This window comes from Arthrobacter sp. E44 (assembly GCF_041877125.1).
GTDB lineage: Bacteria > Actinomycetota > Actinomycetes > Actinomycetales > Micrococcaceae > Arthrobacter.
Map to the genome: position 1 here is coordinate 76,786 of NZ_JBHDJA010000005.1, position 17,149 is coordinate 93,934.

16 protein-coding genes and 1 tRNA gene are annotated in these 17,149 nt (G+C 66.2%); 11 read left to right on the plus strand and 6 right to left on the minus strand.

The features are described 5' to 3' along the window. The first annotated feature begins 12 nt into the window (after positions 1 to 12). Together ACETK3_RS06410 and ACETK3_RS06415 are read left to right on the plus strand one after the other, a co-directional pair. On the plus strand, positions 13 to 1,674 hold the full coding sequence (locus tag ACETK3_RS06410; protein ID WP_237429888.1) for an ABC-F family ATP-binding cassette domain-containing protein: 1,662 nt from the start codon (positions 13 to 15) through the stop codon (positions 1,672 to 1,674). A gap of 2 nt (positions 1,675 to 1,676) precedes the next feature. After that, complete coding sequence (locus ACETK3_RS06415) at positions 1,677 to 3,590, plus strand: ABC transporter ATP-binding protein (RefSeq protein WP_237429889.1); 1,914 nt, start codon at positions 1,677 to 1,679, stop codon at positions 3,588 to 3,590. Between the two features lie 16 nt (positions 3,591 to 3,606). On the opposite strand, the gene ACETK3_RS06420 is transcribed toward ACETK3_RS06415, so the two are convergent. The 3 genes from ACETK3_RS06420 to ACETK3_RS06430 all read right to left on the minus strand — a co-directional run bounded on the left by ACETK3_RS06420 (position 3,607) and on the right by ACETK3_RS06430 (position 4,573). After that, entirely contained in the window at positions 3,607 to 4,026 is a 420-nt protein-coding gene (locus ACETK3_RS06420; RefSeq protein ID WP_237429890.1) for an NUDIX domain-containing protein, read from the minus strand. After that, complete coding sequence (locus ACETK3_RS06425) at positions 4,023 to 4,499, minus strand: DUF6314 family protein (RefSeq protein WP_373462190.1); 477 nt, start codon at positions 4,497 to 4,499, stop codon at positions 4,023 to 4,025. Before ACETK3_RS06425 ends, ACETK3_RS06420 begins: the two co-directional genes overlap by 4 nt. Before the next feature lies 1 nt (position 4,500). Next, positions 4,501 to 4,573 (minus strand) — tRNA-Arg (locus ACETK3_RS06430). Positions 4,574 to 4,656: 83 nt separating this feature from the next. Here ACETK3_RS06430 and ACETK3_RS06435 point away from each other — a divergent pair. Beyond that, positions 4,657 to 5,427 carry a DUF998 domain-containing protein gene (locus ACETK3_RS06435; RefSeq protein ID WP_237429891.1) on the plus strand — a complete coding sequence of 257 codons (771 nt, stop codon included), beginning with the start codon at positions 4,657 to 4,659 and terminating at the stop codon, positions 5,425 to 5,427. Here ACETK3_RS06435 and ACETK3_RS06440 read toward each other — a convergent pair. Beyond that, positions 5,424 to 6,050 (minus strand): hypothetical protein, encoded by a 627-nt coding sequence (locus tag ACETK3_RS06440; protein WP_237429892.1) that lies wholly within the window; start codon positions 6,048 to 6,050, stop codon positions 5,424 to 5,426. The two genes, ACETK3_RS06435 and ACETK3_RS06440, sit on opposite strands and share 4 nt — an antisense overlap. Positions 6,051 to 6,082: 32 nt before the next feature. On the opposite strand from ACETK3_RS06440, the gene ACETK3_RS06445 reads away from it, so the two are divergent. After that, the gene (locus tag ACETK3_RS06445; protein ID WP_237429893.1) at positions 6,083 to 6,913 is read left to right on the plus strand and encodes an inositol monophosphatase family protein; all 831 of its coding nucleotides are present in this window, start codon (positions 6,083 to 6,085) and stop codon (positions 6,911 to 6,913) included. Here the strand turns inward: ACETK3_RS06445 and ACETK3_RS06450 are convergent. Then, positions 6,846 to 8,195 (minus strand): HNH endonuclease, encoded by a 1,350-nt coding sequence (locus ACETK3_RS06450; protein WP_373462189.1) that lies wholly within the window; start codon positions 8,193 to 8,195, stop codon positions 6,846 to 6,848. The genes ACETK3_RS06445 and ACETK3_RS06450 overlap by 68 nt on opposite strands. Positions 8,196 to 8,512: 317 nt before the next feature. Here ACETK3_RS06450 and pcrA point away from each other — a divergent pair, with 317 nt between their 5' ends. After that, complete coding sequence (gene pcrA, locus ACETK3_RS06455; RefSeq protein WP_373462194.1) at positions 8,513 to 11,059, plus strand: DNA helicase PcrA; 2,547 nt, start codon at positions 8,513 to 8,515, stop codon at positions 11,057 to 11,059. 49 nt (positions 11,060 to 11,108) lie between these two features. Here pcrA and ACETK3_RS06460 read toward each other — a convergent pair whose 3' ends face one another. After that, positions 11,109 to 11,687, minus strand: a complete 579-nt coding sequence (locus ACETK3_RS06460) for a TetR/AcrR family transcriptional regulator (RefSeq protein ID WP_236801194.1) — start codon at positions 11,685 to 11,687, stop codon at positions 11,109 to 11,111. 129 nt (positions 11,688 to 11,816) lie between these two features. Between ACETK3_RS06460 and ACETK3_RS06465 the strand changes: the two genes are divergently transcribed. From ACETK3_RS06465 to ACETK3_RS06490, 6 genes are all read left to right on the plus strand, one after another. Continuing rightward, positions 11,817 to 12,494: an NADPH-dependent F420 reductase gene (locus ACETK3_RS06465; RefSeq protein WP_237430472.1), complete on the plus strand. Its 678-nt coding sequence runs from the start codon at positions 11,817 to 11,819 to the stop codon at positions 12,492 to 12,494. A 29-nt stretch (positions 12,495 to 12,523) separates the two neighbouring features. Then, positions 12,524 to 13,072: an NAD(P)H-dependent oxidoreductase gene (locus ACETK3_RS06470; protein WP_237429895.1), complete on the plus strand. Its 549-nt coding sequence runs from the start codon at positions 12,524 to 12,526 to the stop codon at positions 13,070 to 13,072. Between the two features lie 107 nt (positions 13,073 to 13,179). Next, positions 13,180 to 13,857, plus strand: a complete 678-nt coding sequence (locus ACETK3_RS06475; protein WP_237430473.1) for a hypothetical protein — start codon at positions 13,180 to 13,182, stop codon at positions 13,855 to 13,857. 224 nt (positions 13,858 to 14,081) lie between these two features. Beyond that, entirely contained in the window at positions 14,082 to 15,251 is a 1,170-nt protein-coding gene (gene sucC / locus ACETK3_RS06480) for an ADP-forming succinate--CoA ligase subunit beta (RefSeq protein WP_236801196.1), read from the plus strand. 11 nt (positions 15,252 to 15,262) lie between these two features. After that, positions 15,263 to 16,165, plus strand: a complete 903-nt coding sequence (gene sucD, locus ACETK3_RS06485) for a succinate--CoA ligase subunit alpha (RefSeq protein ID WP_236801197.1) — start codon at positions 15,263 to 15,265, stop codon at positions 16,163 to 16,165. 191 nt (positions 16,166 to 16,356) lie between these two features. Beyond that, entirely contained in the window at positions 16,357 to 17,088 is a 732-nt protein-coding gene (locus ACETK3_RS06490; protein WP_237429896.1) for a FadR/GntR family transcriptional regulator, read from the plus strand. The last annotated feature ends 61 nt before the right edge of the window (positions 17,089 to 17,149 follow it).

The following is a 17,149-nucleotide window of genomic DNA, read 5'->3' on the forward strand; positions in this document are numbered from 1 at the left end:
AAGGACGAATCGATGACTGCAACCCTTGTTGCCAAGGATGTCTCGGGAGGCCATGGGCACCGCGTGCTCTTTTCCGGGCTCTCGCTGACGGTGGCCCCCGGCGACGTGGTAGGTGTGGTGGGCGCGAACGGTGCCGGAAAATCGACGCTGCTGCGCCTCCTTGCGGGAGTCGACCAGCCACAGGATGGTTCCGTGAGCCTTGCCCCCTCTGATGCGTTTGTTGGCTGGCTTCCACAGGAACATGAGCGGATCCCCGGCGAAACGGTGGCCGCCTACATCGCCCGCCGGACAGGCTGCTCCGAAGCGACCGTAGAGATGGAATCCACGGCGGAAGCTTTGGGCTCAGGCGCTCCGGGAGCGGATGATGCCTATTCCCGTGCCTTTGACCGGTGGATGGCCTCCGGGGCGGCGGATTTGGACGACCGCATCCCGGCGGTGCTTGCGGACCTGGGCCTGGATGCCGGCGCCGATGCGCTGATGACGGGCCTTTCCGGCGGGCAGGCGGCACGCGTGGCCCTGGCCGCCCTCCTGTTGAGCCGCTTCGATGTGGTGCTGCTGGACGAGCCCACCAACGATCTTGACCTCGCCGGCCTGGCCACCCTGGAAAACTTCGTCACTGGGCTGCGCGGGGGCGTGGTGCTGGTCAGCCATGACCGCGAGTTCCTGGCCCGCTGCGTCACCCGCGTGGTGGAGCTGGACCTGGCGCAAAATACCGTGGCAGTTTACGACGGCGGCTACGACGCCTTCCTTGAGGAACGCGCGGTGACGCGGCGGCACGCCCGCGAGAAGTACGAGGAGTTTGCCTCCACCAAGGCCGACCTGGTGTCCCGTGCACGGACGCAGCGCGAGTGGAGCTCGCAGGGCGTCCGGAACGCGATGAAGAAGAACCCGGACAACGACAAGATCCGGCGCGCTGCCAGTACCGAGTCGTCGGAGAAGCAGGCACAGAAGGTCCGGCAGATGGAGTCGCGCATCGCCCGCCTGGACGTGGTGGAGGAGCCCCGGAAGGAATGGCAGCTGCAGTTCAGCATCGGCCAGGCACCCCGCTCCAGCGCCGTCGTCGCCACCCTCCGCAATGCAGTGGCACGCCAAGGTGATTTCACGCTGGGCCCGGTCAACCTTCAGCTCAACGGCGGTGAGCGCGTGGGCATCACCGGTCCCAACGGGGCCGGCAAGTCCACCCTCCTGCGCCTCCTGCTGGGAACCCAGGCACCGGACGACGGCGACGCCTCCATGGGTGCCTCCGTCGCCGTCGGCGAAATTGACCAGGCCCGCGGACTCCTTGACGGCCGGCTGCCGCTGGGGGACGCTGTCGAAGCGGTCCTGGCCGACTGGACGGGCGCCGATGTCCGCACGCTCCTGGCCAAGTTCGGCCTCAAGGCGGACCACACCGCGCGGAGCGTCGATTCCCTGTCGCCGGGGGAGCGGACGCGGGCAGCACTGGCGCTGCTGCAGGCGCGCGGCGTGAACTTGCTGGTGCTGGACGAACCCACAAACCACCTTGACCTGCCGGCCATTGAACAGCTGGAAGAGGCCCTCGAAAGCTACGACGGGGCCCTGCTGCTGGTCACCCACGATCGCCGGCTGCTGGAAAACGTACGACTCGACTACCGGTGGCACCTGGACAACGGCAGGGTCCAGGAGCTCCACCACACTGCAAGCCAGGAGAAATAACCATGAGCATGGACCGCGTGGCCTGGAGCTCGCTCTACAACATCAGCACCGCCAAAAGCGGCTCCAAGCCGTTCTCCAAGGAAACCCTGAAGCGGGTGCTGGCCTTCGCCGCTCCCCACAAGGGCAAGCTCATCGCCTTCGTGCTCTCCTCCATCGCAGCGGCCTTCCTGGCGGTGGCCACCCCGGTGCTCGCCGGCCAGGTGGTGGACGCCATCATCGATAAGGCCGCCGCCAGCACGGTGATCTGGCTGGCCGTGCTGATCGCCATCGTGGCCGTGGGCGAAGCGGGAGTGGGGCTGCTGACCCGCTGGCTGTCATCGACCATCGGCGAAGGCGTCATCGTGGACCTGCGCACCCGGGTGTTCGACCACGTGCAGCGCATGCCCATCGCCTTTTTCACCCGGACCCGGACAGGAGCGCTGGTCAGCCGCCTCAACAACGACGTCATCGGGGCGCAGTCCGCGTTCGCCGGAACCCTCTCCGGCGTCGTGAGCAATTCCGTGGCGTTGATTCTGACCCTGGTCGTGATGCTCAACAAGTCCTGGCTGGTCACAGTGCTCGCCATGGTGCTGCTGCCGATTTTCCTGATTCCCGCCCGGCGAATGGGCTCCAAGCTGGCCGACCTGCGGCGTGAAGCTGCAGCCCACAACGCCGCCATGGGCACCCAGATGACCGAAAGGTTCTCCGCGCCGGGCGCCACCCTGGTCAAGCTGTTCGGACGGCCGGACGAGGAATCCCGCGAGTTCGCAGCCCGCGCTGGCCGCGTCCGTGACATCGGCGTCCGCATGGCCATGCTGCAGTTCACGTTCGTTACCGCCCTGACCCTGGTGTCCGCACTCGCGCTGGCCCTGGTCTACGGCCTGGGCGGCTGGCTCGCACTGGGCGGGCAGCTCGCACCCGGGGACGTGGTGGTCCTGGCGCTGCTGCTGACCAGGCTTTACGCCCCGCTTACGGCACTGTCCAACGCCCGCGTGGAAGTCATGAGTGCACTGGTCAGCTTCGAACGGGTCTTTGAGATCCTGGATCTGAAACCGCTGATCCAGCAGAAGCCGGATGCTGTGCCGGTTCCGGCCGGGCCAGTGTCCGTGGAGTTCGACAACGTCCGGTTCGCCTACCCTTCGGCGGACAAGGTCTCCCTGGCCTCGCTGGAGGAAGTCTCCACCCTGGACACCCGAGGCGGCGAGGAAGTGCTGCACGGCGTCAGCTTCCGGGTGGAACCTGGACAGACGGTGGCCCTGGTGGGCTCCTCGGGTGCCGGCAAGTCCACCATTGCCCAGCTGTTGTCGCGGCTGTACGACGTCGACTCAGGCGCCGTGCGTCTTGGCGGCACCGTGCCCGGGACCGGGCTGGACGTCCGGGACGCCACCTTCGATTCGCTGCGCGACACACTTGGAATGGTCACCCAGGACGGCCACCTGTTCCACGAGACCATCGCCTCCAACCTCCGGCTGGCACGGCCCGACGCCACCGATGAGGACATGTGGGACGTCCTGCGGCAGGCCCGGCTGGAGACCATGATCAGGTCCCTGCCGGACGGGCTGGAAACTGTGGTGGGGGAGCGCGGGTACCGGCTTTCCGGCGGTGAACGCCAGCGGCTGACCATCGCACGGCTCCTGATCGCCCAGCCCCGCGTCGTCATCCTTGATGAGGCCACCGCGGCACTGGACTCCACGAACGAAGCCGCCGTGCAGGCGGCCCTGGGCGCGGCGCTTGAAGGACGGACCGCCGTCGTGATTGCACACCGGCTCTCCACGGTCCGCGCGGCCGACGCCATCCTGGTGGTGGAGGGCGGCCAAATCGTGGAACGCGGTACCCATACGGAACTGTTGGCAGCCGGCGGCCGCTACGCGGAGCTGTACCGAACCCAGTTTGCCGAGGCCACCGCTGTGGCGGAAGAGGCTGTCCCGGAGTTCTAGGCCTGTGGCGGCCCTGTTAGACGGCCCTCGACGCCAGCAGCGGCAGGATGTGGTCCGTCAGCAGCGGCGCCAGGTCCTGCGGGAAGTCCGGGCCCTCGGCGGGGCAGGCGATATCCAGCCAGCGGATTTCCGCGATTTCGGCAGCGGGGGTGGCCTGCCAGGTCCCCGGGGCGAGGAACACGGTGGCTTCGATGTCGGTGGCGGCCTCGTTCGCGGCGTCGGCGATCCAGACCCCCATGAGCTCAAGTTCCTGCGGCTGCAGGACGATTCCCACTTCTTCGGCGAGCTCGCGGGCGGCGGCCTGGACGGCTGTTTCACCTGGTTCCGGCTTGCCGCCGGGGTGCATGAACATGGCCGTTCCCCGTTTCCGTACGGTCAGGAGTCGTCCGGCGTCGTCGAAGACACAAACGGCGGACACCACGATCCGGTCCTTCACCCGGGGATCCTTTCCAGGTGGGAGACCAGCAGCAGGTCCTTGCGTGGGCCCGTGACATCCCAGCTGTAGCTGAACGCGTCGGGGCCCTGGCGGGTGTAGGACACCCGGTAGGTGTCGGGGTCGCACCAGTGCGAGTCCAGGCTGGCGTCAGGGGTGAAGCTCATGCGGTGGAACGGCCGGCCGTCGAGGAAGAACACGTCCAGCGCGTCCGCCCGGGCTCCGGGCCTCAGGACGTACTCCCGCGAGGCGGGGCCGGTGAAAGCAGGCCAGCGCATGGTGCCTTCCTCATGAAGGTGCAGGCCGCCGTCGTCCGTTGGCGTGAAAAGGACGACGCCGGAAAAGGTTCCGCGGGTGCCGTCCGACCTGTCCAGCAGGTCCCGTTCCACTTGCCAGCGGCCTGGCTGCCCATACTGCGTTTGTTGGCTGCCCAGGAGGTAGGCGCGGAGGCTGGGCTCCGGGGAAGGAGAGTTCAAGTGCCCTCGATTGGAATCGAACCAACGACACCGGCTTTAGGAGAGCCGTGCTCTATCCACTGAGCTACGAGGGCGCGCATCCGGTGATTCGGCAGGGCCGGTCCGTCCGGACACGGTTACAAGCATACAAGGTGCGGGGGCGTACTACGCTCAAGGCATGAGTCCAGCCCCAACTGCCGCTCCTGCCGTTGCATTCATCCCGAACGTTGCGTCCACCCGGCATTACATCGGGGCGTGGGCTGTTTTGAGCGTCCTGCAATATTTCCTTGCGGAGGCAGTGGTGGCTGTGGCCTGGGCAGGGCCCCGTCCGTACGACCTGCGGACCGGGTACATCAGCGACCTGGGCGCGCTCCACTGCGGCATCTATTCCGGCCGGGATGTCTGCTCGCCCTTGAACTGGCTGATGAACGGCTCGTTCGTGCTCCAGGGCCTCGGGCTGTTGCTCGGGGCGGTGCTGCTGACCTCGGGGCTGCTGCGCGTGGCGGCCCGGCCCGGTACCGGGGTGGACTGGCGCCGCCGGAAGCCATGGCTTGCAGCGGCGGCGGTCCGACTGCTCACCGGAGCCGCCGGGGCCGGAACCGTGCTGGTGGGGCTGGTCCCTGAGGACGTGGGCTCGTCGTGGCACTACACCGGTGCCGTCGCCTATTTCATAACCGGCGGAGCCGCCCTGCTGGTGCTGGGAATCCTCTGGCTGGGCAAGACCCCGATGGCATGGTTTCTCTTGGTGTGCGGCGGCGTCTCATTGGCGGCCACAGCAACCGGGGGCCTCACGCACATGGACGTGCCCGAACCTGGAACGCTGGAGCGGCTCATGGGTTATCCGGTAACCGTGGGCATGGCCGCCGCAGGGTTGGTCATTGCGCAGCGCGTGCACCGGCGCCGGAAGGAACGGCGGGAGGCGGCGGCCGCAAAGGCGGCTGCTGTTTAGCGCTCTTTCCGTTCGCGGCTGTTGAAAAACACGGCCGCGGCCCCGGCCAGGAGGCTCAGCACTAAAAGCACCCAGCCTGCAACGGTGAGGCCGGACGCCAAGGCAACCTGGCCGGCGTCGGGACCCGGCGTGCCCATCATGGCGTCAATGGCCACGTTGCCCCACAACCGGACCACGACGAACAGCATGGGGAGAGCCCAGAGGGCCCACCGCAAGGCTTTCTTCACCACGTTGGTGCCGATGAGCAGCAGCCACGTGAAGCCGAAAATCAGCGGGAAGAGCGTCCCCGCGGTCTTGTGGACGTAGCTCAGCTGGCCCAGGGCGTCGCCGTCCATGACTCCCTGCAGCCGGCCGATGTAGGCGGCGTCGAACCCGCCCACCAGTGAATCCGGCATGGCCATATCTTGGGAGAGCTGCGTCATCTGGCTCAGGGTCAGCAGGTGCAGGTACCAAAACAGGAACAGGCTGGCCACCACACCCGCAATGACGATCAGGTTGCTGTTGCCTTGCGCTTTCTGCGGAGTACGCGAAGTGGTGGGATTGACCACCGGTGGCAAGTGATGCTGCGGGACGGCAGCGTTGGCGCCGTGCTTCTTGATCCGCTGGGCAGGGGTTTTGGCCATGGCACCATTATCCCGCCCCATAAACTGAACCTATGACCACTGGCCGACACAGCGCAGCTGTTCTTGACCCCTCATTGGATGACTACGAATTGGCGGCAGCGCTGGTCCGGGAAGCCGGACAGCTGGCCCTCCTCATGCGCATGGCTGGACTGGAGTCGGAACAAAAAACGTCCGTCTCCGACGTGGTCACTGAGGCTGACCATGCTGCCGAGGCCTACGTTCTGGAGCAGTTGCGGCGCTGCCGGCCGGATGACGGCATTCTTGGCGAGGAAGGGGCTTCCGTCCAGGGCACCAGCGGGCGTACCTGGGTAATCGACCCCGTGGACGGCACTTACAACTTCCTGCACGGCTCCACGTACTGGTGTTCAGCCCTTGCCCTCAAGGACCGCCGCGGCGTGCTGCTGGGCGCGGTTTTCCAGCCTGAGGAGGACAAGTTGTGGCTGGGCGGACTTGACCGGCCTGCCACCTTGAATGGCGAGGCACTGACCTCGTTTTCCGCTGGCGGCGGCAAGCGCAACACCACCGGTGTTGCCGAACTCGGTGCGGCCACCTACATCCACCCCACCTGGCTGATGGACCCCATGTGTGCCATGCCGTGGCACGCTGCGGCCACCTCCGCAGCGTCCCTCCGAATGCTCGGCTCCGGCTCCTGCGACCTGGGCCGGGTGGCGGACGGGCAGCTGGGGTGCTGGTTCCAGCACAGTTGCCCGGAGTGGGACTGGCTGCCCGGCAAGGCAATTGTCCTTGCTGCCGGCGGTGCCGTGGACACCGTCCGGGTCAACGGGCTCGAGTGGTTCATAGCAGGAGGAACGACGGCGGTCCGTGAGTTGCGTGCCGCCCTCGAGTCAGGCTCGGTGGCCTAGGCGTCACCAGCGCGCTGCCGCCGGCTGCGCCGGGGAGTGGTGGTGCGGTGGAGTGGTAGGTGTGGCCGGTTGGGGTGGTGGTTGCCACGGTGTGGCGGGGGCCGGGGACTGGTTTGGTGGTCCAGCCGGGTGTTTCTTTGGCGTGGTTGCAGGCTTCGCAGAGTCCCTGGCCGTTGCCGGTGGTGGTGGGGCCGCCGCTGTGCCAAGGCCTGATGTGGTCGTGGTGCCTGATCGGAGCGTCGCAGTACGGGGGCCGGCAGGTGTCGTCCCGGACCTGGAGGAAACGCTTCAGCCCCGCCGGGAACAACCGGGCTTTGGAGTCCATCGCCACCAATTCACCTGTGCCGGGGGCGGTGTAGAGCCGGCGGATCCAGAGATTCAGGTTGTGACGGCCGGACGCGTCCACGTTGGCCTCGCCAGCGGCTTCAGGGGTGGCCGGAGAACCAAGGTTGCCGGGGCCGGGGGCTGTTACCGGCATTCGCATTGACGAACCAGCGAGGGCGAGTTCCCTTGCCCATGCCGCCGGGATGATGCCATAACCGGGCAGCCGTGCGGGTTCGGCATCGGCTTGGAGGGGGGTGCGGTCTGTCATGACGAGCTGGACCTCCACGCCGCTGATCCCGCCGGGGGTCCCGGTGACCCTCTCGACGAGGGTGTCTGCCATGACCTGCCCCCGCGACCTCTCATCCCCGCCTGAGCGTGCTGTGTCGGCATCCCGGGCCAGTGCCGCGTAGGCGGCCACCCCCTGTGAGACGGGGAGCAAGGCGGTCAGGTACGTCATGGTGTCCGGGGCCGGGCGCAGGCTCACGCTGCGTTCCGTGACCGCGTGTGCAGCACGCTTCGCGACCGAGGCGGGGTCGCGCCGGTAGGCGGCGGCGCGGACGGCGGCGGTGATGGCTTTGTCGCCCATGCCGTCGAGGGCGCCGGTGTCGGCGGCGAGTTCCTCATCCACCCCGGCCCGGTCCTCGGGGGAGAGGCAAATGGTTTCCTTCACCACCAGAGTGGCCCGCCACTCATTGAGGAGCCCACTCCTGAACGCGGCGGAGGTGTGCGGCATGCCGGTGAGGGTTTTGGCCATGCCCAGCAGCCGGGAGCCCTTCGCGGGGGACTCGCGCCGGGCCAGCGCGATCTGCGCCGCCACCCCGGCACCCTGCTCACCGGCCGGGACCCCGCCCGCGGCCTGCCCACGCCGCTGATCGGCGTCGAAAGCCACAGCAAGCCCCGCCTGCCGGGCACCCGCCACGCACTTCAGGTCCTCCAGACGGCGCATCTGGTCCATCATTCCCGCGTCATCAGTAGCCAACGGAACACGGGCCAACAGGCTGAGGACATCACCAATGGAAGGCGCAGCAGGCGGCAATGGATCGGCTTCCCTGGCAGTTTGATCGACTGCGGGGGACTGAAGCGCACCAGCAGCCAGGAGTTCATTAGGCTCCGCCCCTAGCACTGCCGCCGTCCCCAAAACCGCTCCCATATAAAGAGTCTTCCACCAGGGTCTGACATGGGCACTTACCTTTCTGCCTATGTGGATAGAGGCTGTAATCCACAGGCTGGAAGGCGTTGTCGGTCCCACCGCCTAGACTTGTAGGCACCATGGATATGTTGTTTGACCCGTACTCTGACGGACCGTTCAAGGCCGCTCCTGCCGCCACCGCCCGCACCAGGACGGGGCCGGAGGGCGTTGCCACCGCGGCCGGACCGGGCGGAATGCCGGTTCCCGGCATGGATGGGCAGCACCAGGCCGGCGGCTGGCAGCAGGCCAACCAGGACCGCGGGAACCGGCACGATGCCGGCGGCCACCATGGCCGCCGCCTGGATGCCGCCCAGTTGCTGGAGGGACTGAACCCACAGCAGGAGGAAGCGGTCAAGCACGGCGGCTCGGCGTTGCTGATCGTCGCCGGTGCCGGATCGGGCAAGACACGTGTCCTCAGTAACCGGATCGCTTACCTGATCGCCACGGGACGTGCCCATCACGGCGAGATCCTGGCCATTACGTTTACGAACAAAGCCGCCGCGGAGATGCGGGAACGCATCGAGGCCCTGGTGGGCGGGCGCGCAAAGATCATGTGGATCTCCACGTTCCACTCGTCCTGCGTCCGGATCCTCCGGCAGGAAGCTGCCAACGTCGGGTTGAAGTCGAACTTTTCCATCTACGACTCCGCCGACTCGCTGCGGCTGGTCACCCAGGTGTCCAAGGGGCTGGACCTGGACCCCAAGAAGTTCGCGCCCAAGGCCATCCAGCACAAGATTTCCGCGCTGAAGAACGAGCTGGTCGACGCTGATTCCTTTGCCTCGGCAGCCAACTACAACGACCCCTTCGAACACGCGGTGGCAGACGTCTACAAGGGCTACACCCAGCGCCTCCGACAGGCCAATGCCATGGACTTCGACGACCTCATCGCCGAGACCGTCTACATGTTCCGCGCCTTCCCGGCGCTGGCTGAGTCTTACCGCCGCCGGTTCCGCCACGTCCTGGTGGACGAGTACCAGGACACCAACCACGCCCAGTACGCGCTTGTGCGGGAGATCGTGGGCGAGGGCCCCGGAGCTTCGGAACTTACCGTGGTGGGCGACTCGGACCAGTCCATCTACGCGTTCCGCGGCGCGGACATCCGCAACATCGTGGAGTTCGAAAAGGACTACCCGGAAGCCCGCACCATCAAGCTGGAGCAGAACTACCGCTCCACCCAGAACATCCTTAGCGCCGCCAACTCCGTGATCTCGCGCAACCCCAACCGGCCCGAAAAGCGGTTGTGGACTGCCGAGGGTGAAGGCCACAAGATCATCGGGTACGTCGGCGAGAACGAGCATGACGAAGCGCAGTTCATTGCCAAGGAGATCGACCGGCTCCAGGACGAGGAGAACCTCCGCCCCGGTGACGTCGCCATCTTCTACCGCACCAACGCCCAGTCCCGCTCCATCGAGGACGTGTTGGTGCGCGTGGGTCTGCCCTACAAGGTGGTGGGCGGCACGCGCTTCTACGAACGCAAGGAAATCAAGGACGCCCTTGCTTACCTGCGGGTCCTGGTGAACCCGGACGACGACGTCAACCTCCGCCGGGTGCTGAACGAGCCAAAGCGCGGCATCGGCGACCGCGCCGAAGGAGCCGTCGCCGCCCTGGCAGAGCGGGAGCGCACGTCCTTCATGGCGGCCGCCCGCCGTGCGGACCAGGCGCCCGGCATGGCGACCCGTTCCGTCAACGCCGTCCTGGGCTTCGTGAAAATGCTGGACGACCTTGCCGAGGTAGCCGCCGGGTCCGGGGCTGCCGCAGCACTCGAAGCCGTCCTGGAACAGACCGGCTACCTTGCCGCCCTCAGGTCCAGCACGGATCCACAGGACGAGTCCCGTGTGGAGAACCTGGCCGAACTCGTGGCCGTGGTGCGCGAGTACGAACAGGAAAACCCGGAAGGGTCGCTGGCCGCGTTCCTGGAGCAGGTCTCCCTGGTGGCGGACGCCGACCAGATCCCGGATGCCCCCGGCGCAGACATTGACGAAGCCGTGGCCGAGGCCAAGCGCCTGGGCGTGGTGACGCTCATGACCCTGCACACCGCCAAGGGCCTGGAATTCCCGGTGGTCTTCCTCACAGGCATGGAGCACGGGCTCTTCCCGCACCAGCGCTCCGCCACGGACCCCAAGGAACTGGCGGAGGAGCGCCGGCTGGCCTACGTCGGCCTCACGCGTGCCCGCAAGCGGCTGTACGTCACCCGGTCCGAGGTCCGCAGCATGTGGGGCCAGAGCCAGTACAACCCGGCCAGCCAATTCCTGGAGGAAATCCCCGCCGAGCTCCTGGAATGGAAACGCGAGGGAACCAGCAGGCAGGCCGGCGGGTGGGGCGGTGGCTCCATCGGATCCGGCCGTTACAGCGGGTCCTTCTGGGGAGCCGGAACGGCCCGCGGCGCAGCGGCTGATTCATCGGCCGGCTTCAACGCCGATGTTCCGGCTTTCATCGCCAAGAACCGGGTGCAGCCGCAGAAGGAAATCATCGCCGTCAGCGTGGGGGACAAGGTCAACCACACCAGCTTCGGCAACGGGACCGTCCTGGCGCTTGAAGGGGCCGGGGACAAGACCGTAGCCAAGGTCAAGTTCGACGTCGGCGAGAAGCGGCTGCTGCTCCGGTACGCGCCGCTGACCAAGCTGGACGCCTAGGAGACATTCCTGCCCGTGCCGCGCCCATACGCGGCGTGCCCGGCACGCGCTATGTACCCGGGCAGGCGTCGGCGATGAGCCTTCGGGCCATGTCTACGGCGCGCGTTCCGTACGTTCCACCGTCGAGGACGGCTGCCGTGGCGTAGGCTCCGTTGAGGACGATGAGGAGTTCTTCGGCGATCCGGTCGGGGTCCTCCGCCCCGCCTTCAACGGCCAGGGAGCAGAACCAGTCGCGGACCTGTTGCTTGTGGGTCACTGCCACCAAGTGGGCAGGGTGCTCTCCTTCGGGAAACTCAGTGTTGGTATTCAGCATGGGGCATCCCCGGTAGCTGCTGCCGGCGCAGTCCGTGGCGAGTACTTCGAAGACGGCGATGAGCTTGGCACGTGGATCCGCGTGTTCTCCGGCAGCCCCGCGCATGCGTTCAAACCAGGCGTCCGCGCGGCCTTCGACGTAGGCGGTGGCGAGGGCGTCCTTGGTGGGGAACTGGCGGTAGACAGTCGCGTTGCCAACTCCGCAATCCTTAATGACCGTATCCATCCCCACGGCCCTGATGCCCCGCGTGTAAAACAGGCGCGTAGCCACGGCGAGAATGTTGCGGCGGTTCTCCTCGCCCGTCCTGCGCGCCATGAAACCACTCCTTTCAGATTTCGGGATGTCTACTTGCTTCAGTTTGACTGACGGAACGATCCGTCACAAGCTTGAGAACGATCCGTCACATTCATTTGGGCACTACCCGACAAGAAGCAGGAGAAGATGATGAAGGCAGCAGTACTTGGAACAGGCATGGTCGGCCGGACCATCGCCGCACGCCTTGCTGAGCTCGGTCACGCCGTAACCATGGGCACCCGCGATCCGGAGGCAACGCTGGCCAGGAGCGAGGCCGACGCGATGGGAACGCCGCCCTTCGCCGCCTGGGCCAATCAGCGTCCCGCCATCAGGGTTGCCGGCTTCGCAGACGCCGCCATGGGGGCGGAACTCATCGTCAACGCCACCAACGGCGGCGCGTCACTCGAGGTGCTCGGCCAAACCGGGCGGGAAAATCTCGACGGCAAAATCATCTTCGACATCGCCAACCCCCTCGACTTCAGCAACGGCATGCCCCCGACCCTGTTCGTCAAGGACACTGACTCGTTGGGTGAGCAGATCCAGCGCGCTTTTCCGGCAGCGCATGTGGTGAAGGCGCTCAACACCATGAACGCGGACCTCATGGCCCGGCCGGAACAGTTGGCCGATCCCGGCACGGTTTTCGTATCCGGCAACGATGCCGAGGCCAAGGCCATCGTCAGTGGCCTGCTGAAGAACTTTGGCCACCAGGATGTCATCGACCTCGGCGACATCACTACGGCGCGTGGCACCGAAATGCTCCTGCCCGTCTGGCTCCGCCTTTGGGGCGCCCTCGGAACACCCGCGTTCAACTTCAAGATCGTCCGCTGACCCAACACTGAGAGGAGCGCCGCCCTCCAATGACCACCTACCGCACTCTCGTTGTCGTCGCACATCCGGACCTCGCAGGATCCCGCATCACCGCCGACCTCGCTGACGCCATCAAAGATCTTGACGGCGTCACTGTCCGCGACCTCGCATCCACATATCCGGACCGGCACATGGACGCCGGGCGGGAGCAGGAACTCCTTCAGCAGCACGACCTCGTCGTGCTGCTGTTCCCTTGGCACTGGTATTCCGTTCCCGGCCTACTAAAGGAGTGGATGGACCAAGTGCTGACGCATGGATTCGCCTACGGTGCCTGCGGTGATGCCTTGCATGGCAAGCGACTGCAGTTGGTCACCTCAACCGGTGGGCCCGAATCCTCCTATGCGCCGACGGGGCATAACCGTTTCACCATGTCGGAGTTGCTGCGTCCCTTGGAGGCGACCGCGCACCTTTGTGGCCTCGAAATGGCCGAACCCCTCATTTTGCACGGGGCTTCCCGGGCGACACCCGCGGAACTGGCGGCACACGCCCAGCGCTTCCGGAACCTGCTTTCGCCCGTGCCTGCAGCCCCAGGAGGCTAGGCACGCGAAGCCCCAGCCCTGCAATGCGGTCGACGGAAGACTCCGGGGCGCCTCCGGTCGAGGGGTGGCGGGGCATAATTGAGGCCATGCGACGGACTGTATGGGGGATGCTCGCCGCCCTTTTCCTAATCACTGCCACAGGCTGCAGCGTGACCACGAAGGACCCCGGCTACGTCCCGCCGGCCCCGCTGAAGCCCGTGGAACAGTTGGAGAAGGCGCCGCTGGTTGACGCGAAGGCGTTCGCCAGCGGCACCGACGTCCTGTCCTTCATCACTGCGGACCGGACCGTCGCCTGCTCACTCACCTCTGCACGTGGGGAGCACCTGAATCTGCCCTATGAGCAGAACCGCTACACCGACTCCGCCAACAACAAGCTGCCCATTGTTCCCGTGGCGCACTGCGAGCTGGCCACCTACCCGGCACCGCAACCAGGCGACATCAAGGACGACTGCGCCGGAACCCACCTTGGCTACCTGGGCGGAGTGGCGCTGGTGACCCCGGACAGTGCCCGCTACGGGGAGTGCCGGTCCGGCGTCACATCCATGGAAGCAGCCTATGGACCCAAGGGAACCAAAGCCGGGCCCTTGGCGCAGCTGCCCGTGCTCGCGGACGGGCAGAACCTCGAACGCAACGGGCTGCGCTGCTCCGCCTACAACGGGGGCGTGGCATGCGGAAACGTCTCCGCCGGCGTCGGATTCTTCGTTTCAACCGAACGTTACGAACTCATCCGGGGACCGGTCAAAAGCAGTCCCGACGCGCAGCCGGATGCCCCAAAAACCCCGTAAATCCGCGGTTTTTCTACGTTCCATAGAATAGTGTGCTTACTCACATAAGAGGTAGTCTGGGACGGCCCGGTCCCTCCAAAGGACTAGAGTTCCCCATGGAGCATTACGCCGCGTGGCTCGTTTCCAGACAGGCCGCCGGTGCGTGCAATCCGCAGCGCGGTCATCGTCTTTTCGATGGTGTCCGACTGTACCGAAACTACTTCGACGTAGAAGGACACTAAACCGTGGACCTGTTTGAATACCAGGCGCGCGATATGTTCGAGGCGCACGGTGTACCCGTGCTTGCCGGCATCGTGGCGTACACCCCAGAAGAAGCAAAGGCAGCTGCCGAGAAGATCGGCGGCGTTACCGTTGTCAAGGCACAGGTCAAGGTAGGCGGCCGCGGCAAGGCCGGCGGCGTCAAGGTCGCAAAGTCCGCCGACGAGGCATTTGAGCACGCCTCCAACATCCTGGGCATGGACATCAAGGGCCACACCGTCAAAAAGGTGATGATTGCCCAGGGTGCGGACATCGCCGAGGAATACTACTTCTCCGTCCTGCTGGACCGGGCCAACCGCAACTACCTGGCCATGTGCTCGGTTGAAGGCGGCATGGAAATCGAACAGCTCGCCGTCGAACGCCCCGAAGCGCTGGCCAAGATCGCCATCGACCCCGCCGTGGGCATCGACCAGGCCAAGGCCGACGAAATCGTCGCAGCTGCCGGTTTCGCCGAGGAACTGCGCGGCCAGGTAGCCGGCGTCATCCTCAAGCTCTGGGACGTCTTCAAGAAGGAAGACGCCACCCTGGTAGAGGTCAACCCGCTGGTCAAGACCGGCAACGGCGACATCCTGGCCCTTGACGGCAAGGTCTCCCTGGACGAGAACGCTGATTTCCGCCACCCCAAGCACGCACAGCTTGAGGACAAGGACGCAGCTGACCCGCTTGAGGCCAAGGCAAAGGCGCAGGACCTCAACTACGTCAAGCTGGACGGCGAAGTAGGCATCATCGGCAACGGCGCCGGCCTGGTCATGTCCACCCTCGACGTCGTCGCCTACGCCGGCGAGAACCACGGCAACGTCAAGCCCGCCAACTTCCTGGACATCGGCGGCGGAGCCTCGGCAGAGGTCATGGCCGCAGGCCTGGACGTCATCCTGGGTGACGAGCAGGTCAAGTCCGTGTTCGTCAACGTCTTCGGCGGCATCACCGCCTGTGACGCCGTCGCCAAGGGCATCGTCGGCGCACTGGCCGAGCTGGGCAGCTCCGCCAACAAGCCGCTGGTAGTCCGCCTCGACGGCAACAACGTCGAGGAAGGCCGCCGCATCCTCACCGAGGCCAACCACCCGCTGGTTACCCTGGCCGCCACCATGGACGAGGGCGCCGACAAGGCCGCCGAGCTCGCCAACGCAGCGAAGTAAAGGGACGCACCATGTCTATTTATCTGAACAAGGACTCCAAGGTCATCGTCCAGGGCATCACCGGCGGCGAAGGCACCAAGCACACCGCCCTGATGCTCAAGGCCGGCACCAACATCGTTGGCGGCGTCAACGCCCGCAAGGCCGGTACCACGGTCCTGCACGGTGACAAGGAAATCAACGTCTACGGCACCGTCAAGGAAGCCATGGCTGAAACCGGCGCCGACGTCTCCATCGTCTTCGTGCCGCCGGCATTCACCAAGAACGCCGTCGTCGAAGCCATCGAGGCCGGCATCGGCCTGGTCGTGGTCATCACCGAAGGCGTGCCCGTCCAGGACTCCGCCGAATTCTGGGCCCTGGCCCAGTCCAAGGTGGACGCCGATGGCAACCAGGTCACCCGCATCATCGGCCCGAACTGCCCCGGCATCATCACTCCCGGCGAAGCGCTGGTTGGCATCACCCCCGCCAACATCACCGGCAAGGGCCCCATCGGCCTGGTCTCCAAGTCCGGCACCCTGACCTACCAGATGATGTACGAACTGCGCGACCTGGGCTTCTCCACCGCCATCGGCATCGGCGGCGACCCCATCATCGGCACCACCCACATCGACGCCCTGGCCGCGTTCGAGGCTGACCCCGAGACCAAGGCCATCGTCATGATCGGCGAGATCGGCGGCGACGCTGAGGAGCGCGCGGCCGACTTCATCAAGGCCAACGTCACCAAGCCGGTCGTCGGCTATGTGGCCGGCTTCACCGCTCCGGAAGGCAAGACCATGGGCCACGCAGGCGCCATCGTCTCCGGCTCGGCCGGTACCGCCCAGGCCAAGAAGGAAGCCCTCGAAGCTGCCGGCGTGAAGGTTGGCAAGACGCCTTCCGAGACCGCCAAGCTGCTCCGCGAGGTCTACTCAGCCCTCTAGCAGTACGCACGGCGCGGGGCCATCCCAGGCCCGGTCCCTCCCGGGGACCGGCACGGGGAGGCCCCGCGTTTGCTGTTTAACAAGCGTCCGCATGGAACGACGACGGCGGGCGGCGGGTGAACGGGCGCGTCGAGTAATGTTGAGGAAGGCAAATTCAGGGGCGCCGTGCGTGCCCAGGCAGGGGAAAGACGATGGCAGAAAAGCGACGCACCCTGGTCGACGCCGTCGTGGACAAAGTCCTTGAGCACATCCTCAGCGGAGAGATTAAGGCCGGAGACGCCCTGCCGCCCGAGGCAGATATCGCCAAGGATTCCGGGGTCAGCAGGCTGACGGCGCGTGAAGCCATGAACGTCCTGAAGGCCCAAAACGTGGTCTACGTAAAACGCGGGCTCGGCACATTCGTCAATCCTCCGGAACGATGGACCGGCATGGACGCCATTATGCAGGCGGCCTCCAGGGGAGTGGCCTCCGACCAGGTAGCACTGCGGCTGCTGGAAGTCCGCCGCATGGTGGAGACCGGAGCTGCTGAACTGGCCGCCTCCCGGCACAGGCCCGCCGACCTCGCCGCCCTGCAGGAAAGCGTGGACCGGATGGAAGCGGCGCACCAAACTGGGGACGTGGATGCCCTCACCGTGGCGGACATCGCCTTCCACGACACAGTCCTGCGCGCTTCCGGCAACCCCTTCGTGCCGGCCCTGCTGGGCCAGTTGTCCACACTGCTGTATGCCATGCGGCGGGAGACCTCGGCCTTCCCGGATGTGCAGCGCCACGCCATCCACCACCACAAGATGGTTCTGGCTGCCATTGCCGCCGGCGATCCTGCCACTGCCCGTTCCACCATGGACGCGCACATCACCCAGACCTTCGAGGACTACGAGCAGTTCCTTGCCATGTCCAGCCGCACTGGAGCCACCGCCGGCTGAAAGCCCCCTGGCCGCACCTGCCCAGGGGCAGCGGCGTTGCATGAGCCGCCCGATGGCGCTC